The 26801-nt window shown below is 63.8% G+C and carries 26 protein-coding genes; 10 read left to right on the top strand and 16 right to left on the bottom strand.

The genetic code is table 11. The features are described from left to right. Positions 1-55: 55 nt before the first annotated feature. Genes dxs through ACKUUH_RS01850 form a run of 3 tightly spaced genes read left to right on the top strand, consistent with a single transcriptional unit; the run spans position 56 to position 3997 of the window. A complete protein-coding gene (dxs, locus tag ACKUUH_RS01860) occupies positions 56-2005 on the top strand; it encodes a 1-deoxy-D-xylulose-5-phosphate synthase (RefSeq protein ID WP_407948142.1) in 1950 nt (649 codons plus the stop codon). An 8-nt stretch (positions 2006-2013) separates the two neighbouring features. Beyond that, positions 2014-2760: a TlyA family RNA methyltransferase gene (locus tag ACKUUH_RS01855; RefSeq protein WP_407948141.1), complete on the top strand. Its 747-nt coding sequence runs from the start codon at positions 2014-2016 to the stop codon at positions 2758-2760. After that, a complete protein-coding gene (locus ACKUUH_RS01850; protein WP_407948140.1) occupies positions 2753-3997 on the top strand; it encodes a class I SAM-dependent RNA methyltransferase in 1245 nt (414 codons plus the stop codon). Before ACKUUH_RS01855 ends, ACKUUH_RS01850 begins: the two co-directional genes overlap by 8 nt. Before the next feature lie 7 nt (positions 3998-4004). On the opposite strand, the gene ACKUUH_RS01845 is transcribed toward ACKUUH_RS01850, so the two are convergent. The 6 genes from ACKUUH_RS01845 to ACKUUH_RS01820 form a co-directional block, all read right to left on the bottom strand. After that, a complete protein-coding gene (locus tag ACKUUH_RS01845; protein WP_407948139.1) occupies positions 4005-4535 on the bottom strand; it encodes a hypothetical protein in 531 nt (176 codons plus the stop codon). Then, positions 4528-5625 (bottom strand): chorismate synthase, encoded by a 1098-nt coding sequence (gene aroC, locus ACKUUH_RS01840; RefSeq protein ID WP_407948138.1) that lies wholly within the window; start codon positions 5623-5625, stop codon positions 4528-4530. The genes ACKUUH_RS01845 and aroC overlap by 8 nt, the downstream gene beginning before the upstream one ends. An 82-nt stretch (positions 5626-5707) precedes the next feature. Then, positions 5708-6547: an enoyl-ACP reductase FabI gene (gene fabI, locus ACKUUH_RS01835; protein ID WP_407948137.1), complete on the bottom strand. Its 840-nt coding sequence runs from the start codon at positions 6545-6547 to the stop codon at positions 5708-5710. 132 nt (positions 6548-6679) lie between these two features. Next, positions 6680-7555, bottom strand: a complete 876-nt coding sequence (locus tag ACKUUH_RS01830; RefSeq protein ID WP_407948136.1) for a DnaJ C-terminal domain-containing protein — start codon at positions 7553-7555, stop codon at positions 6680-6682. 59 nt (positions 7556-7614) lie between these two features. Continuing rightward, positions 7615-8319 (bottom strand): tetratricopeptide repeat protein, encoded by a 705-nt coding sequence (locus tag ACKUUH_RS01825; protein ID WP_407948135.1) that lies wholly within the window; start codon positions 8317-8319, stop codon positions 7615-7617. Positions 8320-8347: 28 nt separating this feature from the next. Continuing rightward, entirely contained in the window at positions 8348-8836 is a 489-nt protein-coding gene (locus tag ACKUUH_RS01820; protein ID WP_407948134.1) for an RT0821/Lpp0805 family surface protein, read from the bottom strand. Positions 8837-8984: 148 nt separating this feature from the next. On the opposite strand from ACKUUH_RS01820, the gene pdxH reads away from it, so the two are divergent. The 4 genes from pdxH (at position 8985) to ACKUUH_RS01800 (ending at position 13118) form a co-directional block, all read left to right on the top strand. Further along, positions 8985-9611 (top strand): pyridoxamine 5'-phosphate oxidase, encoded by a 627-nt coding sequence (pdxH, locus tag ACKUUH_RS01815; protein ID WP_407948133.1) that lies wholly within the window; start codon positions 8985-8987, stop codon positions 9609-9611. A 55-nt stretch (positions 9612-9666) separates the two neighbouring features. After that, a complete protein-coding gene (locus ACKUUH_RS01810; protein WP_407948132.1) occupies positions 9667-10620 on the top strand; it encodes a cation diffusion facilitator family transporter in 954 nt (317 codons plus the stop codon). A gap of 13 nt (positions 10621-10633) precedes the next feature. Continuing rightward, positions 10634-12214 (top strand): AAA family ATPase, encoded by a 1581-nt coding sequence (locus tag ACKUUH_RS01805; RefSeq protein WP_407948131.1) that lies wholly within the window; start codon positions 10634-10636, stop codon positions 12212-12214. Positions 12215-12362: 148 nt separating this feature from the next. After that, positions 12363-13118: an SDR family NAD(P)-dependent oxidoreductase gene (locus tag ACKUUH_RS01800; RefSeq protein ID WP_407948130.1), complete on the top strand. Its 756-nt coding sequence runs from the start codon at positions 12363-12365 to the stop codon at positions 13116-13118. Between the two features lie 209 nt (positions 13119-13327). Here the strand turns inward: ACKUUH_RS01800 and ACKUUH_RS01795 are convergent, their stop codons facing one another. From ACKUUH_RS01795 to ACKUUH_RS01780, 4 genes are all read right to left on the bottom strand, one after another. Then, the gene (locus ACKUUH_RS01795; RefSeq protein ID WP_407948129.1) at positions 13328-13744 is read right to left on the bottom strand and encodes a hypothetical protein; all 417 of its coding nucleotides are present in this window, start codon (positions 13742-13744) and stop codon (positions 13328-13330) included. After that, positions 13744-15129 (bottom strand): aminotransferase, encoded by a 1386-nt coding sequence (locus ACKUUH_RS01790; protein ID WP_407948128.1) that lies wholly within the window; start codon positions 15127-15129, stop codon positions 13744-13746. The genes ACKUUH_RS01795 and ACKUUH_RS01790 overlap by 1 nt, the downstream gene beginning before the upstream one ends. A 189-nt stretch (positions 15130-15318) precedes the next feature. Next, complete coding sequence (locus ACKUUH_RS01785) at positions 15319-15792, bottom strand: hypothetical protein (protein ID WP_407948127.1); 474 nt, start codon at positions 15790-15792, stop codon at positions 15319-15321. Between the two features lie 42 nt (positions 15793-15834). Next, positions 15835-17292 carry an amidase gene (locus ACKUUH_RS01780; RefSeq protein WP_407948126.1) on the bottom strand — a complete coding sequence of 486 codons (1458 nt, stop codon included), beginning with the start codon at positions 17290-17292 and terminating at the stop codon, positions 15835-15837. A gap of 186 nt (positions 17293-17478) precedes the next feature. Here ACKUUH_RS01780 and ACKUUH_RS01775 point away from each other — a divergent pair, with 186 nt between their 5' ends. Continuing rightward, entirely contained in the window at positions 17479-19119 is a 1641-nt protein-coding gene (locus ACKUUH_RS01775; RefSeq protein WP_407948125.1) for a 3-(methylthio)propionyl-CoA ligase, read from the top strand. Between the two features lie 72 nt (positions 19120-19191). Continuing rightward, complete coding sequence (locus ACKUUH_RS01770) at positions 19192-19941, top strand: DUF1499 domain-containing protein (protein WP_407948124.1); 750 nt, start codon at positions 19192-19194, stop codon at positions 19939-19941. Positions 19942-20066: 125 nt separating this feature from the next. On the opposite strand, the gene ACKUUH_RS01765 is transcribed toward ACKUUH_RS01770, so the two are convergent. From ACKUUH_RS01765 to ACKUUH_RS01740, 6 genes are all read right to left on the bottom strand, one after another. Beyond that, positions 20067-20978, bottom strand: a complete 912-nt coding sequence (locus tag ACKUUH_RS01765; protein ID WP_407948123.1) for an MBL fold metallo-hydrolase — start codon at positions 20976-20978, stop codon at positions 20067-20069. A 59-nt stretch (positions 20979-21037) separates the two neighbouring features. Further along, positions 21038-22525, bottom strand: coding sequence for a DHA2 family efflux MFS transporter permease subunit (locus ACKUUH_RS01760; RefSeq protein ID WP_407948179.1), 1488 nt, complete (start codon positions 22523-22525; stop codon positions 21038-21040). 38 nt (positions 22526-22563) lie between these two features. Beyond that, positions 22564-23661: an efflux RND transporter periplasmic adaptor subunit gene (locus ACKUUH_RS01755; RefSeq protein ID WP_407948122.1), complete on the bottom strand. Its 1098-nt coding sequence runs from the start codon at positions 23659-23661 to the stop codon at positions 22564-22566. A gap of 5 nt (positions 23662-23666) precedes the next feature. Further along, a complete protein-coding gene (locus tag ACKUUH_RS01750; protein WP_407948120.1) occupies positions 23667-24149 on the bottom strand; it encodes a MarR family winged helix-turn-helix transcriptional regulator in 483 nt (160 codons plus the stop codon). Between the two features lie 169 nt (positions 24150-24318). Beyond that, positions 24319-24540 carry a hypothetical protein gene (locus tag ACKUUH_RS01745; RefSeq protein ID WP_407948119.1) on the bottom strand — a complete coding sequence of 74 codons (222 nt, stop codon included), beginning with the start codon at positions 24538-24540 and terminating at the stop codon, positions 24319-24321. Between the two features lie 236 nt (positions 24541-24776). Continuing rightward, positions 24777-26327: an acyl-CoA synthetase gene (locus ACKUUH_RS01740; RefSeq protein ID WP_407948118.1), complete on the bottom strand. Its 1551-nt coding sequence runs from the start codon at positions 26325-26327 to the stop codon at positions 24777-24779. Between the two features lie 260 nt (positions 26328-26587). Between ACKUUH_RS01740 and ACKUUH_RS01735 the strand changes: the two genes are divergently transcribed. After that, a complete protein-coding gene (locus tag ACKUUH_RS01735) occupies positions 26588-26779 on the top strand; it encodes a hypothetical protein (protein ID WP_407948117.1) in 192 nt (63 codons plus the stop codon). Positions 26780-26801: the final 22 nt, after the last annotated feature.

The following is a 26801-nucleotide window of genomic DNA, read 5'->3' as shown; positions in this document are numbered from 1 at the left end:
TCCGCTTGAGGGCCAGCTTCTGGCCATATCGGGCCCATGCCGGCCGAGGTGAGTGTTGAGCAGCGATTCAGCTACCCCATTGCTTGACCGGGTGAAAAACCCGGCGGATCTCCGCATGCTCGCTGAAAGCGAGCTGAGGCAGCTTGCGGACGAGCTGCGCGCGGAAGTGATCGACGCCGTCTCGCAGACCGGCGGCCATCTGGGCGCGGGTCTCGGCGTGGTCGAGCTCACCGTGGCGCTGCACTACGTCTTCAATACGCCGGAAGACCGCATCATCTGGGATGTCGGCCATCAGGCCTATCCGCACAAGATTCTGACCGGTCGCCGCGACCGTATCCGCACGCTGCGCCAGGCCGGCGGACTTTCCGGCTTCACCAAGCGCGCCGAAAGCGAGTACGACCCGTTCGGCGCTGCCCATTCCTCGACTTCGATCTCCTCGGGCCTCGGCATGGCCGTCGCCCGCGACCTCAAGGGTGGGAACAACAACGTCGTCGCCGTGATTGGCGACGGCGCGATGTCCGCCGGAATGGCCTATGAGGCGATGAACAATGCCGGCTCCATGGACAGCCGCCTCATCATCATTCTGAACGACAACGACATGTCGATCGCGCCGCCTGTCGGCGCCATGAGCGCCTATCTCGCGCGCCTTCTTTCCGGCGGCACCTATCGATCCATGCGCCATCTCGGCAAGCAGCTGGCGAAGCTGCTGCCGAAGCGTCTCGAGGAAAGCGCCCGCCGTGCCGAGGAATATGCGCGCGGCATGGCGATGGGCGGCACGCTTTTCGAGGAACTGGGCCTCTATTATGTTGGCCCGATAGACGGGCATAACCTCGATCATCTGCTCCCGGTGCTGAAGAATGTTCGCGACGCAGGCGAAGGGCCGATCCTCGTTCATGTCGTGACGCAGAAGGGCAAGGGCTACGCGCCTGCCGAAGCCGCCGAGGACAAGTACCACGGCGTCTCGAAATTCGATGTCGTCACCGGCGCGCAGGCAAAGGCGAAGGCGAATGCACCGAGCTACACCAAGGTTTTCGCCGAAAGCCTGGTTGCGCATGCCGAACAGGACGACAGGATCGTCGCCATCACGGCTGCGATGCCGTCGGGCACCGGCCTCGATCTCTTCGGCGAGCGGTTTCCCGCCCGCACTTTCGATGTCGGCATAGCCGAGCAGCACGGCGTGACCTTTGCGGCGGGCCTCGCCGCCGAAGGGTTCAAGCCCTTCACAGCCATCTATTCGACCTTCCTTCAGCGCGCTTACGATCAGGTGGTCCACGATGTCGCAATCCAGCGCCTGCCCGTGCGATTTGCGATCGATCGCGCGGGGCTCGTCGGCGCCGACGGCCCGACCCATGCGGGGTCCTTCGACGTGACCTATCTCGCCTGCCTGCCCGGCTTCGTCGTCATGGCGGCGGCGGACGAGGCGGAACTGAAGCACATGGTGGCGACCGCCGTCGCCATCGACGACCGGCCCTCGTCGCTCCGTTATCCCCGGGGCGAAGGCATCGGCGTCGAAATGCCCGTCATCGGCACGCCGCTCGAAATCGGCAAGGGACGTATTCTCCGCGAAGGCACGAAAGTCGCGATCCTCTCGCTTGGAACGAGGCTTGCCGAGGCGCTGAAGGCAGCCGACCATCTGAACGCGCTTGGTCTTTCGACCACGGTTGCCGATGCGCGCTTCGCAAAGCCGCTGGACGAAGACCTCATTGCGCGCCTCGCCATCGGTCATGAGGTGCTGATAACGGTCGAAGAAGGATCCATCGGCGGTTTCGGCAGCCACGTGCTCGATTTCCTCGCCCGCTCCGGCTTGCTCGACCGTGGTCTCAAGATCAGGCCCATGGCGCTGCCCGACATCTTCATCGACCAGGACAAGCCCGAGAAGATGTATGACATTGCAGGGCTCAACGCCGCGCAGATCGCCGAGACGGCGGTTGCCGCGCTCGGTCTGGAGCGGCAGTTTGCCGATCTGCGCGAGCTTGCGCCGCAGCCGCTGCCGAAGCTCGTCTGAGCCACTGTATGCAAAACGGAAAAACGCGTCTCGACCTCGCGCTGGTCGAGCTGGGCCTCGTCTCCACCCGTGCCCGTGCGCAGGCGGCGATCAAGGCCGGTCAGGTCCGTCTCCGGGGACAAGTCGCATCGAAGCCCTCCGACATGGTGAGCGCCGCCGATGAAATCGAGTTCGACGCACCGGAGAAAACCTATGTCTCGCGCGGCGCACTGAAACTCCTTCATGCGCTCGACGTTTTCGGTCTCGATCCCTCGGGGAAGGTCTGCCTCGATCTCGGCGCCTCCACGGGCGGGTTCACTCAGGTTCTGCTGGAACGCGGCGCTGCTTTCGTAGTTGCCGTCGATGTCGGCCACGGCCAGCTTGCGAAGGAAATCGAAAGCGACGCGCGCGTGCGCTCGCTCGAAGGCCTGAACGCGCGGGATTTGACGCGCCGGGACATCCCCGAACAGGTGTCCTTTCTCGTCGCAGATTTGAGCTTCATCGGCTTGCAGAAGGCTTTGCCTCCCGCGCTCGCATTGGCTGAGAAGCGCGCGGTCCTTGTCGCGCTTATCAAGCCGCAATTCGAGGCCGGGCCCGAAAATGTGGGAAAAGGCGGTATTGTGCGCGATCCGGCACTGCACGAGCGCATATGCGGGGATATCTCGCGCTGGCTTTCGGATGATATGGGCTGGCGGGTTCTCGGGCTCACGCAAAGCCCCATTGAAGGCGGCGATGGCAACCGCGAATTCCTGATCGCGGCGGAGAAAAATGACTGACATCGAAACCACTGTCCTCTCGCTCGGCGCACAGGCGGACGGCATCGCCGAAGTCGACGGCGAAACAATCTACGTGCCTTACGTATTGCCGGGCGAACGGGTGCGCATCGCGCGGGAGGAGGGCGGCCGCGCTTCCTTGTCGAAGGTGCTCGAGCCTTCACCGGAGCGCGTTTCGCCTCCTTGCTCGCATTTCACGCGCTGTGGCGGATGTACGCTTCAGCACATGGCGCCAACCGCCTATGCCGCATGGAAAAGAGAGCAGGTCGCCGTCGCGCTGAAGGCGCGGGGTATCGAGACGGAGGTTGAACCCCTTGTCGCCGCGCCGCCGCACAGTCGCCGCCGCGCGACCTTCGCGCTCACGCGCACGAAGAAAAGCGTCACCGCCGGTTACTATGCGCGCGGCAGCCACGACATTGTGCTTCTTTCCGAATGCCCGCTGGTTGTTCCCGAGATCGAGCGGTTTATCCCCCGGCTCGGTGAACTCATACAGCCGGGCCTCTCGCGCCGCACGCGCGCTTCTGTCCTCGTCACTTCGACGGCGAACGGGCTCGATGTTGCAGTCACCGGAGGCAAACCGCTCGACGGTCCTCTTCGTGCCGACCTCGGCGGACATGCGCAGGCGGCCGATGTCGCGCGGCTTTCGTGGGACGGCGAGATCGTTGCCGAGCGCCGCACGCCCGAGATCGATCTGTCGGGGCTCCGCGTCATCCTGCCTGTCGGCGGTTTTCTTCAGCCGACACAGGAAGGCGAGGCAGCGCTCATTGCCCTCGTGCGCGCCGGTGTGGGCGAAGCGCGCCGCGTCGTGGACTTGTTCGCGGGCTGCGGCACCTTCTCGGCGTCGCTTGCCGGCACGGCCGCCGTTCACGCGGTGGAGGGCGAGAAGCCGGCGCTCGCTGCCTTGGAACGCGCAGCCCGGATGTACGGACCCGGCTTCGGCCTGAAGCCCCTGACCACCGAGGCCCGCGATCTTGCCCGCCGCCCGCTTCTTGCGGAGGAACTGAACAAGTTCGAAGCCATCGTCATCGATCCGCCGCGCGCGGGCGCACTGGCGCAGGCGGAGGAAATCGCGAAATCGAAAGTGCCCGTCGTCGCCTCTGTCTCGTGCAATCCGGTGACTTTCGCGCGCGATGCGCGGACGCTTCTCGATGGGGGATACCGTCTCGACTGCGTGACGCCGGTCGACCAGTTCCTCTGGTCGGCCCATGTCGAACTGGTGGGGATATTCCGGCGCGGCTGAGCGCCGGTCAGATATTGCGATGGATGTGCGGCCGGATCGCCGCTTCGACGGTCTCTGGCGGCGTGTCGAGTGTCGAGAGCTTCACGGAGATTTCCTGCGGCGAGACCATGCCCCAGCAGCGATACATATGGCGCCGCAACGGGCCCACCTGCGGCGCATTCTCCACCGCCGTGTCGAACGGCCGCTTGAGCGCGATGCGCAACTCCGCGTTGCGGATCATCCGCACATAGCGGTCCACGATCTCCACGCCCGCGATCGCATTCCAGGGCAGCAGTCCCAGCCGGTCGATATTTATCCCCGCCGGTGTCACAGCGAACGCCTTGCGATCCTTCGCGACATAGGGCCAGTGATAGATCGCGACGCCCGCCGACACGAGGGCGGCGATGAGGGCGAGGATCGGCGCGCGCGGCATGCCGAAAAGGACAAGCGCCCCCGCGATCAGCACGCCGCTATAAACGATGCTCTCGCCCTTCTGCCTTGCATATTGCACGGTCAGAAAAACAGCGCCCCCGGACGAATTGTCCCCGGCTTCACTCATCGTTCCGCCGTTCTCCGACCTGCGCCCGGTGGCGGAGCAAGTGGTCCGCGAGCACGCAGGCCATCATGGCCTCGCCGACAGGCACCGCACGAATGCCGACACAAGGATCATGCCGGCCCTTTGTCACGATCTCCGTCGCCTCACCGCTCTTTGTCACGGTTTTGCGGGGCGCGAGGATCGACGATGTCGGCTTCACGGCAAAGCGCACCACGACGTCCTGACCCGTGGATATCCCGCCGAGAATGCCGCCTGCATGGTTGGAGGAGAAGGCGAGCCCATGATTGGTGGACTCCATTTCGTCGGCATTCTCCTCGCCGGAAAGGGCGGCGGCGGCAAAGCCTTCGCCGATCTCGACGCCTTTCACCGCATTGATGCTCATCATCGCGGCCGCGAGATCGCCATCGAGCTTGCCATAGATCGGCGCGCCGAGGCCCACGGGCACGCCCGAGGCAACGACCTCTATCACCGCGCCGCAGGACGAACCGTTCTTGCGCACGCCGTCGAGATAGGTTTCCCAATGCGCAGCGGCTTTCGCGTCCGGACACCAGAAGGGATTGTTTTCCGTCTCCTCCCAGTCCCAATTCGCGCGGTTGATCTTGTGCGGTCCCATCTGCACGAGAGCGCCGCGAATGGTGATGCCCGGAAGCATGGCGCGGGCAACGCCCGCCGCCGCGACGCGCGCCGCCGTTTCGCGCGCGGAGGAGCGCCCGCCGCCGCGATGATCGCGAATGCCGTATTTCGAAAAATAGGTGAAGTCGGCGTGACCCGGACGGAACTTCTCGACGATGTCCCCGTAGTCTTTCGAGCGCTGGTCGACATTCTCGATCATCAGCGAGATCGGCGTGCCAGTGGTAAGTTCCACGCCATCTTCCACGAAAGTGCCGGAGAGAATCTTGACCGCATCCGGTTCGCGCCGCTGCGTCGTGAAACGCGACTGGCCGGGGCGGCGGCGGTCGAGCCAGCGCTGGATATCCTCGGCCTTGAGCGGGATGCGCGGCGGCGCACCGTCGACCACGCAGCCAAGCGCCGGCCCGTGGCTTTCACCCCAGGTCGTGACGCGGAACAGATGGCCGAACGTGTTGTGCGACATGGCTGTCAGTCTGGTCCCGGAGGACCTCCCTCATACACATGACCCGGCGGGCCCCAATTGCGGGAAACGATACAGGAAATCGTCAGACGATGCTCATGTCGGGTGCATCTTCCGCCTTCATGCCGACGACGTGGTAGCCGGCATCGACGTGGTGCACCTCGCCGGTGACCCCCGAACCGAGATCGGAAAGGAGGTAAAGCGCGGTGTTGCCCACTTCCTCGATCGTGACGGTGCGCTTCAGGGGCGAGTTGAGCTCATTCCACTTGAGGATATAGCGGAAGTCTCCGATGCCCGACGCGGCAAGCGTCTTGATTGGACCGGCTGACACGGCATTGACGCGGATTTTGTTCCGTCCCATGTCGACCGCGAGGTAGCGCACACTCGCTTCAAGGGCCGCCTTTGCTACGCCCATCACGTTGTAGTGCGGGATAACTTTTTCCGAACCGTAATAGGTGAGGGTGACGATCGATCCGCCATCCGTCATCAGCTTCTCGACGCGCTGGCAGAGCGCGGCAAACGAGTAGCAGGAGATGGCCATGGTGGCGGTGAAGTTGTCGAGCGTCGTATCGAGGTAGCGCCCGTCGAGCTCGTCCTTGTTCGAATAGGCGATGGCGTGAACGAAGAAATCGATCTTGCCCCATTCCTTCGCGAGGCGTTCGAAGAGCGCGTCCATGCTGGCCGCATCGGTGACGTCGCAGGGTAGCACGAGCTTCGAGCCGACGGATTCCGCAAGCGGGATGACGCGCTTCTGCAGCGCTTCGCCCTGATAGGTGAACGCGATTTCCGCGCCGTGGTCGGCGCAGGCCTTGGCTATGCCCCAGGCGATTGAACGATTATTCGCGACGCCCATGATGAGGCCGCGCTTGCCCTTCATCAGGCTGCCCGTCACGACCGGGCTCGTGCTGGTGATGGCTTCGCTCATCGTTTCCCCATGAACTGTCTTGGCCGAAAATCGAGCCGCATCCTACACAAAAGGTCCTAGGGGTCTAACAAAAAAGCCGGGTTTCGAGGATGGGCTTCCTTCACGAATCGTGTCGATTCGTGTCGGCCGGTCTTACGAAAAACCCTTGCGGGGATTGTGTTTGAGACTCTGGCTCCAGCTTGCCGCAAAGTCCCGCAGAGCGTTGTCTGGAGCGTCCGGGAGGGCAATAGAGAGGGTAACGTACTGGTCCCCCCGTGCCGCTCCATCTTCTTCGGGCAGGCCTCGGCCTTTGAGCCGGAGCCGTGTTCCCGAATTGGAACCGGCGGGGATCGTGAGCGATACGGGCCCCGAGACCGTCGGAACCTCGACTTTTGCTCCGAGCACGGCTTCGGGCAGCGTCACCGGGAGGGTGAGGTGGATATTCGCGCCTTCCCGGACGAAGTGAGAATGCGGCCCGACCTCAACGACGACAATTGCGTCTCCAGCCGCCGCGCCGCCATGGCCGTCGCCGCCCTGACCGCGCATCTTGATACGGGCGCCGTCCTTGATCCCGGGCGGGACGGTGATTTCCATGGTTCGCCCGCTCGCGAGCTTCACGCGCTTTCGCGCGCCATTTGCCGCTTCCAGGAAATCGACCGAGAGGCGATAGGTCTGATCTTCGCCGCGCGCGCGGAAGACACGTTTGCCTGCATTCTTGATGCCCTCGAAAAGTTCCGAGAACACGTCATCTGCCGCATGGTCCGTGGTGGCGGACGGGGCGGCGGTTTCCTCGAATGCTGGCTGCCGGCGCATGGTTTGGCTCAGGCGTTCGGCTTCGAAACGGCGGCGCGCCGCCTCGTCCTTGAGCTGATTATAGGCGGCCGTCACCTCCTGGAAGCGCGCAGGGAGCTTGGGCGAACCGCCGCGCGCATCGGGATGGAGTTCCTTCGCGAGCCGGCGATAGGCAGCCTTGATATCCGCGTTGCTCGCGCCGGGGCCCACGCCCAGGACTTCGTAAGGATCGCGCAAAGGCGCCACTCCCTGACCTGATGGAGAGAGCAGGTTAGGGCAGGCCCCATACAAATTAGTTAAGGCGCCTCGTGATCGAGGTAGTCCAGTTCGGCTGGCGGCGGAGGCGGCGCGGTCACAGAAGGTGCGGCATCGGCACCGCTTGGCGGAGGCGGACCCGGCAGGCTCGGAACGAGCTGCATTAACCTTTGAAGGGCCTGTTCATGGCCGACCTGCGCGGCGAGTGCATACCAGGCGAGGGCCCGGGCGGGATCGTTTTCGACGCCGAGACCCTTTTCGTACATGACGCCGAGATTGTACCTGGCGGCCGGAACGCCCGCGATGGCGGCGGCGTGGAACCAGAAGGAGGCCGTCTTGTAGTCCTGCGGAACGCCGTCGCCAGCGAGATACATGAAGGCGGTGTTCACCTGCGCGGACACGAGACCGCCATGTGCGGCGCGTTCGTAGAAATAGAGCGCGCGCTCCGGGTCGCGCTCGACGCCGCGCCCCTTGCGGAGGAGTAGCGCGACATTGCGCATTGCAGCGAGATCGTCGCGCTGTGCGAGCGGCAACCAGATTTCGTAGGCGCGGGCGTAGTCGCCCCTGTCGTAAGACGCAACGCCCTCGTCGAAGCGCGCTCTGAGCTCGCCTCTGGTCGGGCCGCTTTTTTCAATCTGTTCTTGAACCGTAACGCCGGGCGCTGCCCCGGATGCGGCAGGAAAAAGGGCAAGGAACAGCGCCGGCAACAGGAACCCGGACCGAAGAGTGGACCAAAGAAAACGCATGAGTATCGGTCCACCCCCGGTGTTTCGATCAGTTCTGAATCTGCCAGGATCCATCCGGCTGCCGGCAGGCGGTGCCTCGGGCCGTTTCGCTGCGCCCGTCTACATAGATCGTCTGCGTATATTCCCGGCAGTTATAGTTGCCCTGCTGATAGGCAGGGTAAGGCGTCACCGTACCATAATTTCCGCTGTCCGGGTTGGTCCAGCGGGCGGCCTGATTGGAAGGGCCGCTCTCCAGCGCGTTGTAAGTCGTCTGGCCCATATACTGTTGGTCGGCGCGGTCGAGCGACTTGCCGATCTCGCTGCCGATCAAGGCGCCGAGAAGGACGCCGGCGCCGGTGGCCCAGAGCCGGCCAGTGCCGCTGCCGATCGCCTGACCGGCGAGGCCGCCTGCCACCGCACCACCGACGGTGCCGACGGTCTGTTTGTTGATGCCGCCGCCATTGCCATACATGCTCTGGTCACATGCGGCGAGCGACAGCGCTATTGCGCCGATGGCTATGCCTTGAACGAATTTCATGGTGATCAATCCTGTGCGTTGGTCGCCCTCAAGCGATATAAGACTTACCTATATAGGAGCCAGATTGTGGCGAGAATGGAGCGGAGAGCTGCGGCAAAAAGCGCAGAAAATGGCGCTTTTCAAAGCATTTCCGTCTGATGGACAGGTTATGAGCGACACGGTGGCCGAAGCGGAGGAGAGCCGGATATTCGAGGGTGACGAGCCGATTGCGCTGTTTCACGAATGGATGAAGCTTGCGCGCGAGAAGGAACCCGAGGATGCGAACGCGGTCGCGCTGGCGACGGCGGATGCGGATGGCTTTCCCGACGTCCGTATGGTGCTGCTGAAGGACGTGGACGAGCAGGGCTTCGTTTTCTATACCAATCTCGAAAGCATCAAGGGATTGGAATTAAAGGAAAATCCGAGTGCTGCCCTGTGCTTCCACTGGAAGAGCCTGCGCCGTCAGGTCCGTGTGCGCGGCACCGTGACCCGTGTTTCCGACATCGAGGCGGATGCCTATTTTGCCACCCGCGCCCGCGACAGTCAGATCGGTGCCTGGGCTTCGAAGCAGTCGCGGCCGCTGGAGGGGCGTTTTGAACTGGAGAAGCAAGTCGCTGTTTTTGTAGCAAAATTCGGCTTGGGCCAGATTCCGAGACCACCTCACTGGAGCGGTTTTCGTATCGAGCCGCGACGCATCGAATTCTGGCGCGACAGGCCCTTCAGATTGCACGACCGCCTTGTTTTCAAACGGGAATCTCCCGCAGACCGGTGGCAAACCGAGAAGCTCTACCCCTGACTGTCATTGAAATGTCATCGAACTGTCACAAATCCCACGGGTCATGGACCGACGCATGAGCGCCGCCGAGACTGCGAAAAAAGATATCCCCGGAAACGCGCCCGAGAACGTCGCGCCGGAATATGAACGGCTGATGCGGCGCGCGACACTCGCCGCCGTCGCGGTCGCGGTCATTCTGATCGCGCTGAAGGGGACAGTCTTCTGGTTCACCGGCTCGATCGCGATGCTCGGCACGCTCACCGACTCGCTGCTCGATGGCGCGGCCTCGCTCCTCAACCTCTTCGCGGTGCGGGCCTCGCTCGCGCCCGCCGACCGGGAACACCGCTTCGGTCATGGCAAGGCGGAGGCGCTGGCGGGGCTCGGCCAGTCGATCTTCATTTTCGGATCGGCCGCCTACATCGTCTTCGAAGCGGTGAGGCGGTTCCTCGACCCGCAGCCTGTCGCCTATTCGGGTTCGGGCATCGCCGTCGTTGTTGTCGCGATCGTGCTGACGCTCGCCCTCGTCGCCTATCAGCGCCATGTGGTCAGCCAAACGCGTTCGCTCGCCATCGAAGCGGACTCGATCCACTATCGCGGCGACCTGTTCATGAACCTGTCCGTGATCGCCGCGCTCGTGCTCTCCGGCTATCTCGGCTTTCACTGGGCCGACCCCGCCTTCGGCATCGTGATCGCGGCGCTCATTGCCTGGAGCGCGGCGAAAATCGTGATCAACGCCTTCGACCAGCTCATGGACCGCGAGTTCTCCGAAGAGGATCGCGAGCGCATCAAGGATATCGCGCGCCAGCACCCCGAGGTCGTGAGCCTGCACGAACTGAGGACGCGCACCTCCGGCATCTACAGCTTCATCCAGTTCCATCTCGAACTGGACGGCAAGATTTCGCTGATGGAGGCGCACCGGATTTCGGATGAGGTGGAGAACGAAGTGATGACGGCTTTTCCCGGTGCCGAGGTCATCATCCACCAGGACCCGGCAGGCATCGAGAAGCTGACCCGCCTGCAGCGCACGTGAACGGACGCATCGTTTGACCGGCTTGCCCGAGAATGCCGCGCTGCTCGACTTCCTTGCGAAGCCGGAAGCCTACGGCCTCGACGCGCGCGACGAGATAAGGCGCATCGACACGCATGCCTCGCATGTGTTTCTGGCAGGCGCGCGCGCCTACAAGATGAAAAGGCCCGTGAGGTTCACCTTCCTGGATTTTTCGACGCTCGAGAAACGGAAGGCGGCCTGCGACCGCGAGGTGGAGCTGAACCGCCGCACCGCGCCGGACATCTATCTGGGGGTCGTGCCGGTGTGGCGCGTGGGACGCGGCTTCCGCCTTGGCGGCGATGAAGGCGAGATCGCCGAATATCTCGTGGAGATGAAACGCTTCGGCGACGAGGGGCTTCTGGCAACGCTGGCCGGCAGCGGCGGATTGAAGCTTCCGCTCGTGGAAGAGCTGGCGGCGGAGGTCGCCGCGTTTCACCGCAGGGCCGAGGTGCGGCGCGACTTCGGCGGCGCGGAGGGAACAGCGAAGATCGTCGCGGGCAGCGAAGAGGATATGAAGGAGATTGTCGGGCCCGTGCTCGATGCGGACGAGGCGCGGGACGTGACGGCAAAGAGCCGCGCGCTGATTTCGCGTCACTGCGCGCTGCTGGACGAGAGGCGCGAGCAGGGCTGGGTCCGCCATTGCCACGGCGACCTTCACCTCGGCAATGTGACGCAAATCGATGGCAAGCCCGTCATCTTCGACTGCGTGGAGTTCAGCGACCATATCGCGCGCATCGACACTCTCTACGATCTCGCCTTCCTGCTGATGGACCTTGCCTTTCGCGGTGAACGCGACGAGCGGCTCCGCGGCTTTGCGAACCGCGCGCTCAATGTCTATCTCGATCATCTGACGATGGTGGAAATCGACGCCGCGACACGGGGCCTTGCGCTGCTGCCGCTCTTCGTTTCCATGCGCGCCGTGGTCCGCGCCAAGGTGACGGCGGTGCAGGCAAAGGGCGGGAACGACGGGAAGCGCGATCTCGCGCGCGCCTATCTCGATTTTGCCGGCCGCGCGTTGAAGCCTTGTCCGGTGAGGCTTGTCGCTGTGGGCGGATTGTCAGGCACCGGAAAGTCGACGCTGGCGAAGCAACTCGCAGGGACCATCGGCGGCACCGTAGGCGCGGTGCATCTGCGGACGGACACGATCCGCAAGAGGCTCTTCGGCGTGGGGCCGCTCGACCGGCTGCCGGATGAAGCCTATGCGCGCGACGCGGGCGAAAGGGTTTATGCGGAGATGATGCGGCTCGCGACGCTCGCGCTCGATGCGGGCATGAGCGTGGTGGCGGATGCTGTGTTCGCGACGGAAGAGGAGCGCCGCGCGGTGGCGGAGCTTGCCTCGGCGTCGGGCGCGCCCTTCGACGGGCTCTGGCTCGATGCACCCGCATCCGTGCTCGAAGCGCGCGTCGCGGCGCGCGAACGGCAGGGCCGCGATCCCTCGGATGCGGGCGTCGCCGTGCTGAAGCAGCAGCTTGGCTACGATCTCGGCGAGATGACCTGGAAGAAGGTCGATGCGTCCGGCGCGCCGGAGCAGGCGCTGGCGGGGGCGCTGAAAATGGTCCTCAATCAAAACCAATAGTGTCATGCCCGGACTTGATCCGGGCATCCAGGGGCCGCTTGCCCGGCGACTGCCGTTCTGGACCCCCGGGTCAAGCCCGGGGGTGACATATTTGTTTAGCGATGCGCCATCGCTGGCGCGCACCCGCGCCTTCCTCTAGATTGCGCCCATGACACAGAACGACAATGCCAAGCGCAAGACGCTGATCCTGACCGGCGCGAGCCGGGGCATCGGCCATGCGACCGTGAAGCGCTTTTCGAGCGCGGGCTGGCGCGTGATTACCTGTTCGCGCCATCCCTTTCCCGAGGACTGTCCTTGGGAGGCGGGCCCGGAGGATCACATCCAGGTCGATCTTGCCGATGTGAAGAACACGGAAGCCGCCATCGCCGAAATGCGCGAGCGGCTGAAGGATCAGGGCGGGCGGCTTCACGCACTTGTGAACAACGCGGCGATCTCGCCCAAGGGGCCGGGCGGCTCGCGCCTCGGCGTTTTCGATACGGAAGTCGCCACCTGGACCCAGGTCTTTCAGGTCAATTTCTTCGCGCCGGTGATGCTGGCGCGCGGGCTCGTGGAGGAGCTGAAGAAGGCGCAAGGCTCGGTCGTGAACGTGACCTCGATTGCGGGCGTGCGCGTGCATCCTTTCGCAGGCTCCGCCTACGCGACCTCGAAGGCGGCGCTTGCGGCGTTGACGCGGGAAATGGCCTCGGAATTCGGCCGCCTCGGCGTCCGCGTGAACGCCATCGCGCCGGGCGAGATCGACACGGCGATATTGTCGCCGGGAACCGACAAGATCGTCGCGGAAATCCCGATGCAGCGCCTCGGCACGCCGGAAGAAGTCGCCCGCACCATCTATTTTCTGTGCACGGATCAGTCGAGCTACGTCAACGGCGCAGAGATTCAGATCAACGGCGGGCAGCACGTTTAAGGGGCGTGGTGGGGCTTTCTCTTTAGTTTCGTCATTGCCGGGCTTGACCCGGCAATCCAGTAGACGCGGAACGCGCCGTCTCTCTGCGCAAGAATCCCTTTGTGTGCGGCTTGAAGAGTCGTGTGAAGAGTGACGCCGCTTGCGGCGGCTTCTGGATGCCCGGGTCAAGCCCGGGCATGACAAAGTAAGTAAGAAAAGGGCACCCCCCTTCACATCGTGAAGATCACCGCGCTCTGGCTGTCGCGGATGACGGCGTCTTCGCTGACCGTGAATGTCGAGACGATGTAGCCGGTTGCATTCTCGAAGATGCCGCTGCCGCCATCGACCTGGCGGATGACGCAACCTTGCTGGATGTCTTCTTCTTCCGTGTCCTCGATGAAGCCTTCGCCGCGCGTCGAATAGCGGATCGCGCCGGCACCGAAGGAAATCTCGCCCGTCTCGGTGAAGCCGCCGTAATCGTCCGTCTCGACCGTGGCGCTGAGCGTCGCGCTGCGGCCGCCTTGCGTGAGCGCGGCATCGAGCCCCGGCGGAATGGCTGCGACGGACAGGATGTTCATGCGGCTTCCCATCTCGTCTTCGGGCGAGACGGTGCCCTCGAAGGTGAGCTGATAACGAAGTTCGGGCATCAGGCGGCGCGCAGCCCTTCCTTCGTTACCTGGGCCTCCACCTCGTCGAGCGCCTTGTGGACGGCGGCGAACATGTCGTCGATCTGTTCGGCGGCGATGATGAGCGGCGGGCAGAAGGCGACGATGTCGCCCGCAAGCGCGCGGACGATGAGACCGTGGCGCTGCGCGGCGGCGACGACGGCGGCGCCGATGCCGGCCTTCGCGTCGAAGGCGCGCTTGGAGGATTTGTCGGCGACGAGTTCGATGGCGCCGAGAAGCCCCTTGGCGCGGGCGTGGCCGACGAGGGGATGTTCGGCGAGGCGCTCGACATGGCCCTCGAAGCGGGGCGCAAGGGAGCGCACATGGCCGACGATGTTGCGCTTCTCGTAAATCTCCAGCGTCTTCGCGGCGATGGCGGCGCCGACCGGATGCGCTGTGTAGGTGAAGCCGTGGCCGAAGGTGCCGATCTTTTTGCTCTCGTCGATCATCGCCTGATACATCTCCTCGCCGACCGTGACGGCGGCGATGGGGAAATAGGCCGACGACAGCGCCTTGGCGACGGAGACCGAGTCCGGCTTCATGTTGAAGGTCTGCGACCCGAACATGTTGCCCGTGCGCGCGAAGCCGCAGATGACTTCGTCGGCGATGAAGTAGATGTCGTATTTCTTCAGCACCGCCTGGATCTTCTCGAAATAGCCGGCGGGCGGAATGACGACACCACCGGCACCCATGATCGGCTCGGCGATGAAGGCGGCGACGGTGTCGGGGTCTTCGCGGAGGATCATGTCCTCGAGGTTCTTCGCAAGCCGCGTCGTGAATTCGTCTTCCGTTTCGCCCGGCTCCGCATAGCGGTAGTAGTGCGGGCAGTCGGTGTGGAGCATGCCCGCGATCGGCAGGTCGAAGTCGCGGTGATTGGCGGGAAGCCCGGTGAGCGATCCGGACGCGACGGTGACGCCGTGATAGCCGCGCTGGCGCGCGATGATCTTCTTCTTGTTCGGGCGGCCGAGCGCGTTGTTGTAATACCAGACGAGCTTCACCTGCTGGTCGTTCGCCTCCGAGCCCGAGCCGCAGAAGAGAACCTTGGAAGCCGCATGCGGCGCGATGGCCTTGAGACGCTCGGCCGCTTCCGCCGCGCGCTCATGGCTCTTGCCGCCGAATGTATGCGTGAAGGGGATCTGGCGGAACTGCTCCATCGCCGCGTCGATCAGCTCCTGCTCGTTATAGCCGAGCGAGGTGCACCAGAGACCGGAAAGCCCTTCGATATATTTGTTGCCGCCATTGTCGAAGACATAGATGCCCTCGCCGCGCTCGATGATCATCGGGCCTGTTTCGCGGAAGCTGTCGAGATTGGTGTAGGGATGGATCAGGGTCTCGATATCGCGAACGGCGGCGTTGGACAGGCTCATGGGTGAGCTCCTCGGGTTTCTTGTGTCAGGCTTGGCCGCATCATGCGGCGGGGCGTGAGGGGGTGTCAAAGGGGCGGTTTGTCTCTCCCATTCCCCTAAATCGTCATGACCCGCTTTAGGCGGGTCATAAGGGACAGGAATGGTGCGTATACTTCCGTTGATATTGCAGCTTGTGAGGTCGGCCCGTCCTTATTCCAGCTTTTCTAATATTCTTGAATCCGAAATCAACTGTGTTGCGCGATGCTCGCCATGTATGGTCTTCAATGCCTCATACATGCTTATCACGACACGCTTGCAGCTATCGCGATGATGCTCGAACTCACTGACAGTCATTGGCGCCGTGTTTTCTTTTAATCGTTTGTTGATCTCGGCGATTGCAACAAGACCCGCCTTGGCCCCCATGGCCACTTTAAATTGTTCGTCAAACCTCAGATCGGATCGAACCTTCTCTAAGTCAATAATTAGGGGAACGAGTATCCGAAGGTGCCTTTCATTTATAGCGACCAAGCGGTGCAAACTTTCAGAGGCAACAGGAGTATTGTTGGAGTGAGGACGACTGTTTGTGACAAGTCGCAAATAGATATATGAACCCATCGACACAAGGCCGAGAACGACGAGACAGAGAAGTAAGACATCATTCATTTGAACGTCAGGCCCGATCACACATTTGATGCCCAGATTGGCAGTTGTGGAAATCCTACTGCCTCACCACCCCTTCGGCGGTTTGAAGCTGCCCAGTATCTCCTCGAACATCGCCGCCACTTCGATGGTTGTGTAGTCCTCGAGATGCGGGCCGATGATCTGGATGCCGACGGGCTTGCCTTCGCTGGTGATGCCGGCCGGCGCGACGGAGGCGGGGAGGTGGGAGACGACGGCGGGGCCCGCCCAGATCAGCACGTCCATGTAGGGCCGCATGATGCCGTTCACGGCGAGTTCGCGCTTGTGCCAGTTCGTCTCGTGATTGTGCTCGAAGGCGGGGCGCATCATGACCGGCGCGAGAACGACGTCGTATGATTTGAAGAACTGGTGCCACTTCCAGCGTAGCTGCGCCTGTGTCTCCCTCCAGATGGCGCGCTCGGCGATCGAGAGCGTGCCGCCGATGGCCTGCAGCGCGCGGTGGCTCTTGTCGTCCGGTGCGAAGCCTTTTTTCATTTCGGCCCAGCGGTCGCGGATGCTCTGTGGCATGCCTGCGCCTGTCACCGAATGAAGCAGGATGAGATAGCATTCGGTGATTTCGGCGAGCGTGAAATCGGGCCGCGCGTTCCAGTCGACATTGGCGCCCGCATCCTGAAGCGCCTTGGCGGCATTGGTGAGCAGGTCCGCGCTTTCGCGGTCGATGTCGCAGAATTCATCGTCGATCCAGACGGCGGCGCGAAGTTCGCGTGGGGATTTGGCGCGCGCCGGCGGCAGGTCGAGCTTCCAGCCGATGGCATCCGCCCAGTCGGGCCCGGCCGTGAGAGAGAGGAGCAGTTTCAGATCTTCGGCGCTGCGGGCAAGCGGACCGGCGACCGAGAGATTGCCTTCGGAAAGCGCGCCGGGGGCGGGGCCGAGATGGCCGCGCTTCGGCACGATGTCGAATGTCGGCTTGTGACCGAAGACGCCGCAGAGATGCGCGGGCGTGCGGATGGAGCCGCCGATGTCGGAGCCGAATTCGGCCGCCGTGAAGCCCGCCGCGAGCGAGGCGGCCGAGCCGCCGGACGAACCGCCGGGGCCGCATTCGAGCGCCCACGGGTTGTTGGTCGTGCCGTAGATGTCGTTGTAGGACTGGAGGTCGCCCGACAGATAGGGGACGTTCGTCTTGCCCATGACGATGGCGCCGGCGCGCTGCAGCCGCTCGATGGCGGTGGCGCTGCTTGTGGGGACGTGGGTCCGCCAGGCGGGGTTGCCGCCGGTCGAGACAATGCCTTCGACTTCGTAGGCGTCCTTGATGGTGAAGGGCAGCCCGTGCAGCGCGCCGAGAGAGGCGCCGCGCGCCTGCGCCGCGTCGGCCTCCTTCGCGAGGGCGCGGGCGCGGTCGAAATCGCGCGCGACGACGGCATTGGTCTTGCCGTCGAGCTTCTCGATCCGCTCGATGAAATGATCCGTGAGTTCGGCGCTCGATATCTCGCCGCGGCGGATCATCCGCCCCAGCTCCGAGGCGGAGCGGAAATGAAGCTCGGTCATGAAAAACTCCCCGTTTAGATGTTCTTTGCCGCCCATTAGAGGGGGCGGACGCGCTCGAGGCAAGGATTCCGCCCCGCCCGTTATGGGGAGCGTTGTCCGCCCCCGCCTTCGCCGCTAGACTGCCCCCAAAACGGGGATAAGCCGGGAAGCCCCGGCGTCAGATCAGAACACGAGGGAACGAGATCCATGCAGGGATTGATGCAGAACTGGCCGCTGCGCGTGAGCACGATTATCGACCACGCCGCACGTTTTCATGGCGACCGGGAGATCGTGACGCGGACCGTCGAGGGGCCGATCACGCGCACCACCTACAAGCAGGTCCACCTGCGCGCCCGCAAGGTGGCGCAGGCGCTGACCCGGCTCGGCATCAAGGAAGGCGACATCGTCGCGACCATGGCCTGGAACACGGCGCGCCACCTCGAAGCCTGGTACGGCATCATGGGCATGGGCGCGGTCTGCCACACGCTGAACCCGCGCCTCTTCGCCGAACAGCTCGTCTACATCATCAACCACGCCGAGGACAAGGTCATCTTCCTCGACCTGACCTTCGTACCGATCCTCGAAGGCATCGCCGGCAAGCTGCCCAACGTGAAGACTTACGTCGTCATGACGGACCGGGCGCACATGCCCGAAACGTCGCTGCCGAACGCGCTCTGCTTCGAGGAGATCGTGGAAGCCGAGGACGGCGAGTTCAAATGGGCGGAAGTGGACGAGAACGCCGCTTGCGGCCTTTGCTATACGTCGGGCACGACGGGCAACCCCAAGGGCGTGCTCTATTCGCACCGATCAAACGTGCTGCATTCGATGGCCGCCAACATGGGCGATGCGCTCGGCATGAAGTCCGCCGATGCGATCCTGCCCGTGGTGCCGATGTTCCATGCGAATGCCTGGGGTATCGCGTTCGCGGCGCCGGCCGTCGGCGCGAAGATCGTGATGCCCGGCGCGAACATGGACGGTGAGAGCATCTACGAGCTGCTCGACAAGGAACAGGTGACGGTGACGGCGGCCGTGCCGACCGTCTGGCTGATGCTGCTGCAATATCTGGAAAAGACCGGCGCCAAACTGCCGAAGCTCGACCGCGTGGTGATCGGCGGCTCGGCCGCGCCGCGCTCCATGATCGAGATTTTCGAAGAGAAATACGACGTGAAGGTGTTCCACGCCTGGGGCATGACGGAAATGTCGCCCATGGGCACGCTCGGCGCGCTGAAGGCCGGCATGGACGAACTCCCGCTCGAAAAGCAGATCGACGTGAAGGTGAAGCAGGGCCGCGCGATCTACACGGTCGAGATGAAGATCACCGACGATGACGGCAAGGAGCTGCCGTCGGACGGCAAGGCCTTCGGCCATCTGATGGTGCGCGGACCCGCGATCGCCGGCGCCTATCTCAAGGGCGAGGGCGGCAACATCCTCGACAAGGACGGCTGGTTCGATACGGGCGACGTCGCGACCATCGATCCCCAGGGCTACATGCAGATCACCGACCGCGCGAAGGACGTCATCAAGTCCGGCGGCGAATGGATTTCCTCCATCGAAATCGAAAACCTCGCGGTCGGTCATCCGAAGGTCGCGGAAGCCGCTGTCATCGGCATCGTGCATCCCAAATGGGACGAGCGCCCGCTGCTGATCGTCGTGGCGAAGGAAGGCGAAAACCCCTCGAAGGACGAGATATTGCGCTACATGGAAGGCAAGATCGCCAAGTGGTGGATGCCGGACGACGTCGTCTTCGTGGATGAAATTCCGCACACGGCAACGGGCAAGATCCAGAAGCTCGCGCTGCGCGAGAAGTTCAAGGATTACACGCTGCCGACGGCGAACGCCGCCGAATAGACAAGCGCGCCGGGCAGGGCAAATCATATCCCGGCGGACATTCCGTCCGCCGCAGAGGGAAAGCAGAACACCATGAACGGTGACAAGTCGCGGCTTGCCGCGTGGGGACTGAGGCTCGCCATTCTGGGTCTCGCCGTGCTGGCGCTCGGCATACTCGGCCATCGCCTCGGCGTGCTGGATTTCCGTCCGGCGCTGCTCGGCCTTGCGGGCGGCGCGGCCATCGGCCTGCTCGGCGCCGTCGTCTCGGCGATCGCGCTCGTCATGAGCCTCGTCTCGTCGCGAAGCGGCGTGCGCACGGCAATCGCCGGGCTCGTGATCGGCCTTCTGGTCGCGGCGCCTGTCGGCCAGGCGATGATCGCGGGCTCGAAAGTGCCGCGCATCCACGACATCGCGACCGACCTCGCCAATCCGCCCGCGTTCGATGCGGTGGTGGCGCTGCGCGGCGAAACGTCGAACCCGCTCGACCGGGCGGAGCCCGCCGACCTCGCCGAGCTCCAGGCACAGGCCTATCCCGATCTCAAGACGCTCGAGATCGAGGCGCAGCCGGGCAAGGTCTATGAGGCGGCGCTCGAAACCGCACGGGGCATGGGCTGGGAGATCGTCGCGTCCAACCCCGAGCAGGGCTTGATCGAGGCGACGGCGACGACGCGCGTGATGAACTTCAAGGACGACATCGCGATCCGCGTCACGGAAGCGGGCGAGGGCGCGGCGGTGGATGTCCGCTCCGTTTCGCGCGTCGGCATCAGCGACATGGGCGCGAATGCGAACCGCATCCGCAGCTATCTTCATGCGCTGAAGGTGAATCTCGGCGACGAGGGGTAGGGGAGCAGAGTTTCCCTCAAAAACGTCATGACCCGGCTTGTCCGGGTCATCCACGTCTTCTTTTCATGTTAGCAGCAAGACGTGGATGGCCCGCATGAAGCGGGCCATGACGGGAGAGGGGGCGGTTAAGCCAGCCTGAACTCGCTGCCGAGCGTCGGCCGGCCTTCCGTGCGCACGGCACCGCGCGCGACGAGATGCTCCATATGGGCGAGGACGGAGCGGGCGGCGGCGGGATAGAGCCGCTTGTCGACGGCGGCATACATGATGGGCACCATGTCCTGAATGCGCGTGCGGCCCGCCGCGAGCTGTTCCATGATCTGCCGTTCGCGGTCTTCGCGGTGCTCGATGAAGGAACGCACGAAGGGCTTCGGATCGGTGATCGCGGGCCCATGCGTCGGCCAGTAGATCTCGTCGTCGCGCGTGAGGAGCAGGCGCAGCGAGGCCATGTAGTCTTCCATATTGCCATCGGGCGGGCTGACGATGCTTGTCGACCAGCCCATCACATGGTCGCCGGTGAAGAGCGCCTTCTCTTCGCGAAGCGCGAAGCACATATGGTTCGAGGTGTGGCCCGGCGTGTAGACGCATTCGACGGTCCAGCCATCGCCTTCGATGATGTCGCCGTGACGCAGCTCGACATCCGGCACGAAATCCATATCGCCGTCTTCCTCGACCTGCACGTCGCCATCCGGCGCCTGCTTCTGTCCCGAACCATGCGGCCCGAAGGCAAAGGTCCGGGCGCCGGTGAGCGCCTTCAGGGGCTTTGCGGCGGGCGAGTGGTCGCTATGCGTATGCGTGAGGAGGATATGGCTTACCGTTTCGCCTTCGAGTGCGCGAAGAAGCGCCTCCACATGCTCGTTGAGCAGCGGGCCCGGATCGATGACGGCGACATCGCCCTCGCCGATGATGTAGGTGCCGGTGCCCTTGTAGGTGAAGGCGGACGGATTGTGCGCGACCACGCGGCGGATCAGCGGCGAAACCTCGTCGCAGGCGCCGTATTCGAACTCGATTTCGCGTACATATGGAATCTGAACCGGCATGGGGCCTCCCGTTTGCCGCAGATTGAACCCTTCGGCGAAGGACTGCAATGGGCGGATGCTCAGTCGAGATGTGCCGCGGGCATCTCCGAGGAAGCCGCCTGTCCGTGGCGCGGGGTGCGCAACAGAAGCAGCAGTGGGAGTGCGAGCAGCGTCAGATACATCATCAGCTTGAAGTCGTTGAGATAGGCGATGGAGGCGGCCTGACGGGTGACTTCGCCTTCCGCAAGGGCGAGGCCCTGCATGGTCTGCACATCCCAGCCGGGCGGCGCGTGCTCCGGCCTCAGCAGCGGATTGAGCTCGGACACGTTGCGCGACAATATTTCGTGGTTGATCTGCGTGTAGCGCGAGATGAGAGCCTGCGTAATCGAGATGCCGGCGCTCGACCCGATATTGCGCATGAGGCTGTAGAGGCTCGTGCCCTCGGTGCGGAGTTCCGGCGAGAGCGTCGCGAATGTCGCCGTGGTGAGCGGCACGAAAATGAAGCCGAGACCGAAGCCCTGGATGACGCCGGTCGTGACGATCATGCCTTCGTCGATATAGAGATTGAAGCGCGACATTTCCCACAGCGAATAGATGGTGAGCAGCATGCCGAACGCCATGATGAGGCGGATGTCGATGCGGTTCACGAGCCGGCCGACGAGGAACATCGCGATCATGGTGCCGATGCCGCGCGGTGCGAGGACGAGGCCCGTGGTGACGACCGGATAGCCCATCAGCGTTTCGAGATAGGGCGGCAGCAGCGCCATGGTGGCAAAGAGCACGACGCCAACGACGGTGATGAGAACGAGGCCGACGACGAGGTTGCGGTCGCGAAAGAGGTGCAGCGTGATGAAGGGGTTCTTCGTCGTCATGGAATGGACGATGAAGAGGAAGAAGGCGATGGCGGCGATGCCCGCCTCGACGATGATTTCCGTCGACGAGAACCAGTCCTGCACCTGGCCGCGGTCCAGCATGATCTGCAGTCCGGCGATGGAAAGCCCCAGATAGGCGAAGCCCTGCCAGTCGAAACGGCGGCTTTTGTCGACGGGGGCTTCGCTGCTGGCGGCAAAGATGCCGGCGAGCGCGAGCAGGCCGAAGGGTACGTTGATGTAGAAAACCCAGCGCCAGCTATAGGCGTCGGTGAGCCAGCCGCCCAGCGCGGGACCGAGAATGGGGCCGACCATGACGCCCATGCCCCAGACCGCCATGGCGGCCCCGTGCTTCTCGGGCGGATAGGTGTCGAGCAGGATCGCTTGTGAGAGCGGCACCAGTGCCGCACCGAACATGCCTTGCAGGAGACGGAAGAGGACGATCTCGGATAGGGAGGTGGCGGCGCCGCACAGCATGGAGGCGACCGTGAAACCGATGACGGCACTGGCGAGAAGATTGCGCCGTCCGAGGCGGGTTGCGAGGAAACCCGTCGTCGGCGTGAAGACGGCGGCGGCGACGATGTAGGAAGTCAGCACCCAGGCGATCTGCTCCTGTGTCGCGGAGAAGCTGCCCTGCATGTGGGGGAGCGCGACATTCGCGATGGTAGAGTCGAGCGTCTGCATGATCGTCGCGAGCATAATCGAGCCCGTGACGATGGTGCGCTGCAGGTTGGGGTTCACAACTGGCTGCCTTCAGTGCCGCCATGCGCGGCGACTTCGATTTCGGATGCGGTGTCGATCTCCACTTCGGAGCTCATGCCCGCGCGTATGACGGGGTCGCCCGCCGCGCGGTCGATGGAGATGCGGACGGGAATGCGCTGCACGACCTTCACCCAGTTGCCCGTCGAGTTCTGCGCGGGAAGGATCGAGAATTCGGCGCCCGTGCCCTGTGCGATGCTCGCCACATGACCTTCCCAGGTACGGCCGGGATAGGTGTCGATGGTGATGCTCGCCTTCTGTCCGATGTGAACGTCGGTGAGCTGCGTTTCCTTGAAGTTGGCCTCGACCCAGAGCTTCTCGTCGGAAATGAGGCTGACGACGGGGGTGCCCGGCGCGACGTTGTCGCCGACCTGCGGCTGCGAGCCGAGGACGCCGCCGAAAGGCGCATAGAGCGTCGCGTGATTGAGGTTGAGCGCGGCGCGGTCGCGAACGGCCTTTGCCTGCATATAGGCCGAGTGCCGCTCGACCGGTGCGTCCGGTATGTCGTCGAGATTGGCGGCAATCTCCGCGATGCTCTGTCCGAGGACGGCGGAGAGCTGCATCGCCGTGTCGTAATTGTGCTTCGCCTCGTCGAGCTTCGCCTGGCTGACGAAATCGTTGCGCGCCAGAGATTTCTGCCGCTCATACTCCTTGCCGTAATAATCGATGTTGCTCTTTGCGAGTTCGAGCTGCGCGGTCGTCATGCGGTAGCGCGCCTGCATGGCGCGCACATTGGCGGCAGCCTGTGCAAGCTGGGCCTCGGCTTCGGACAGCGCGATGCGATAAGGCTCGGGGTCGAGTTGAAGGATTTTCTCACCCGCCGCGACATGCTGGTTCTGCGTCACGAAGACCTTGACGATGCGGCCGCCGACCTCGGGGCTGATCGAAACCGCGTCGGCCTTCACATAGGCATTGTCGGTGCTGACGTAGCGGCCGCCGGTAAAATAGAGGGTGGTGCCGATGACGACGACGAGAAGGGGGACGCCGATCATGAGGATCGGCCGCAACCGGGATGAATCGGGACGCCCGAACCGGGCGCGAATGCGCTCGCCGGCCCCCGCCAATAATGCAGACATGATGTTTAACCGGCCTTCCTGAAACTCGCCGCGCGGGAGCGGGCGCTGTCGTGCTGCGTAAAGTGGGCGAGGTTGCAGCGCATGCGCACGAGCATGTCGATGAACCTGGCTCGTTCTTCTTCGCTGAAGCCCGCATAGGCTTCGTCGAGGATTTCGTCCGCGGCCTCCCACATCTGGTCGAGCAGCGGCTGCGCCTTGTCCGTCAGGAAGAGTTGCTGCGCGCGCCGGTCGTTGGGATCGGCCCTGCGCTCCACCACGCCAAGTCCGACGAGCTTGTCGATGAGCCGTGCCACGGTGATGGGCTGCACTTCGAGGAGATCGGCGAGACCGACCTGATTGAGCCCCTGATGCCGCGAAAGCTGGGCGAGGGCGCCCCATTGCGCCTGGGTGAGGCCGCTGACCCGGTCATTGAAGGCGGCCTTCACGAAACGGGAATTGTCTCTTAAGAGAAAGCCCGTGCTGCGGTCCGGATTCTGGTTTGCGCTCATGGATTCACCTCGCCAGATTGGTAGCGTGCCTGCCCCTTAATAAGGAGTGCTTATTATATGGGTAGGTCTTTACGCGGCGCAAGCGAGGGCACCGAGGAGCGGCCAACAGGGGTGAATGGCACAAGGGCGCGGCGGGAAGGCCGCGCCCGGCCTTGTTTGCGGGAGGGGGTCAGTAAGCGGCGGCGATATAGGCGACGAAACCCGCCGTGTAGAGCGAGAGCAGCGTGTAGCCGCCCGCCGTGAGGGCCTCGGACGCATTGAAACCGTGGCTGGCCCTGGCGAGCAGGGACTTGCCGGCGTCGCGGAGATGCGCCGCCCGGACTGCGATGTCGGCGCCAAGGGACTTCGTATGGGCCGCGGCGTAGGAGGCGAGATGCTGTGCGGAATTCATGGGCTTACCTCGTTACTTCAAGTGACACTCAGTCCGGCCCGATCGTTTCCGCCCCCGGAGGGGTTACCGCCTGGGGCGGTCTTCTTGTCTCATTAAGCTCAAGATATGCTGCGCCGCACAAACTGACAAGATGTCAGTCAATGAAATTATTGCAATGCAGCGAGGCATTCCGCCGCACCGCACCCAAGAAAAAGGGGCGGAAACCCGCCCCTTTTCCTCATTCAGGCCGAAGCGGCTCAGATGGCTCGCCCGGCGCCTTCCCAATAGGGTTCACGGAGCTTGCGCTTGAATATTTTCCCGGAATCCTCGCGCGGCAGGTCGGAGCGGAACTCGACCTTCTTCGGCACCTTGTAGCCCGCGACCCGCTCGCGCAGGAAGGAACGGACATCCGCTTCCTTGAGCGTCGCACCGGGCTGGGGCTGGACCACGGCGCAGAGGGATTCGCCGAACTCGTCGTCGGGAATGCCGAAGACCGCGCAGTCGCCCACGCCCGGCATCTTGTGAAGTTCGGCCTCGATCTCGGCGGGATAGATGTTCACGCCGCCGGAGATGACCATGTCCTTCGCGCGGTCGCAGAGATAGAGGAAGCCATCCTCGTCGAGATAGCCGACATCGCCGAGTGCGATGAGCCCGGCCTTCTCCGACTTGCGGCGCTTTTCGTCGTCGCCGTGATAGGTGAAGTCGGGGATGGTGGCGGTGCGGCAGACGATCTCGCCGGTCGCGCCGCGTGCGAGCTCGTTGCCATTGTCGTCGAGCACGAGAACCTTCGCATTCTCGACCGCCTTGCCGACGGTGCCCGGATGGGCGAGGTATTCTTCCGAATTGCAGAAGACGACAGCGCCCGTTTCCGTGCCGCCATAATACTCGTTGATGACGGGGCCCCACCACTCGATCATTGCCTGCTTGACGTGAACGGGGCAGGGCGCCGCCGCGTGAACGACGAAGCGCAGCGAGGAAAGGTCGTATTTCTTCTTCACATCCTCCGGCAGTTTCAGCAGACGCACGAACATGGTCGGCACCATGTGAAGATGCGTGACCTTGTGGCGTTCGATCATCTGCAGGAGCTCTTCCGCGTCGAAGCGCGGCTGCAGGATGATGTTCGCGCCGACGCGGAAGGCATAGAGCCCGTAGGCATTGGGCGCGGAGTGATACATCGGGCCGGTGACGACGGTGACCATGTCCTTCGGATCGCCATAGGTGGCGTTGAAGCCCATCACCTTGCCGATGATCCCGGCCCAGGCAACGGCCTGTTCCGGCGTCGGCGGCGCGCGGCGCACGCCCTTCGGATGGCCGGTCGTGCCGGATGTATAGATCATCGATCCCGGCGCCTCGGCCGGGCCTGCCTCGATGGGCGGAAACTGCGCGAGCCATTTGTCCCAGCTCGTGGCGCCGGCCGGAAGCTTGGCCTCGTCCGGCGACAGGCCATAGGCCGAAACGATCTCGGACGGTGTCTCGACAACGAAGACGGGCACATCCTTCGGGATCGCCTTTTCGATGCCGCGCAGCAGATCGGCATGAATGACGATCGCCTTCGCACCGGAATTCTCGAAGATGTAGCGCGCCTCGTCCGGCGAATTATGCCAGTTGACGGGCGTCGAATAGGCGCCGACGAGGCCTGCCGCGGCCGATGCTTCCATGAAGGGGAAATCGTTGCGGAGATAGACGGCGACGACATCGCCCGGTCCGATGCCGATGCTTCTGAAGCCGCTTGCCGCCCGTGCCGCCCGCTCCTGCAGGGCGGCGATCTCCGCGACCCGCGCGCCCGAAGTGATTGTCGCTGCTCCCATCGTCTCCTCCCCAGGTGACCGTGTCTTTCGGGCAAGTGTAGCAGCAGCGGCGGCGCGGAAAACGTCAATCGAAGCTCCGCACACCGCAATCGGCGGGCATGCGACGGTTCCCCCTGCGTCAGGCGGCCCTCGAAATGAGCGTGGAACCGGAAGGGAACCCGCGCGTTCTCTCCTCCGACTTGGGGTCAGCGGCTTTGCCGCCGGCCATGTACGTCCCGGCATCCAGGTGCCGGTCCTGTCATCACGGACGGAGACCATACATGTTACGCAAGACACTCTTCGGTATCGCCCTCATCCTGCCGCTCGCCGGCGGCCTCGCCGCTTGCGACGATAGCGGCCCGGCGGAAGAGGCTGGCGAGAACATCGACGACGCGCTGGATCAGGGCTCAGCCTTCGATCAGGGCCCTGCCGAGGAAATGGGCGAGGAAATGGACGACGCGACGGGGAACTGAACCGCCGCACGCTCGTTGAACG

Origin of the sequence: Parvibaculum sp., assembly GCF_045863935.1 — a bacterium.
Lineage (GTDB): Bacteria > Pseudomonadota > Alphaproteobacteria > Parvibaculales > Parvibaculaceae > Parvibaculum.
The sequence above is the reverse complement of the archived record's forward strand: the minus strand, read 5'-3'. Positions and strand labels throughout refer to the sequence as shown.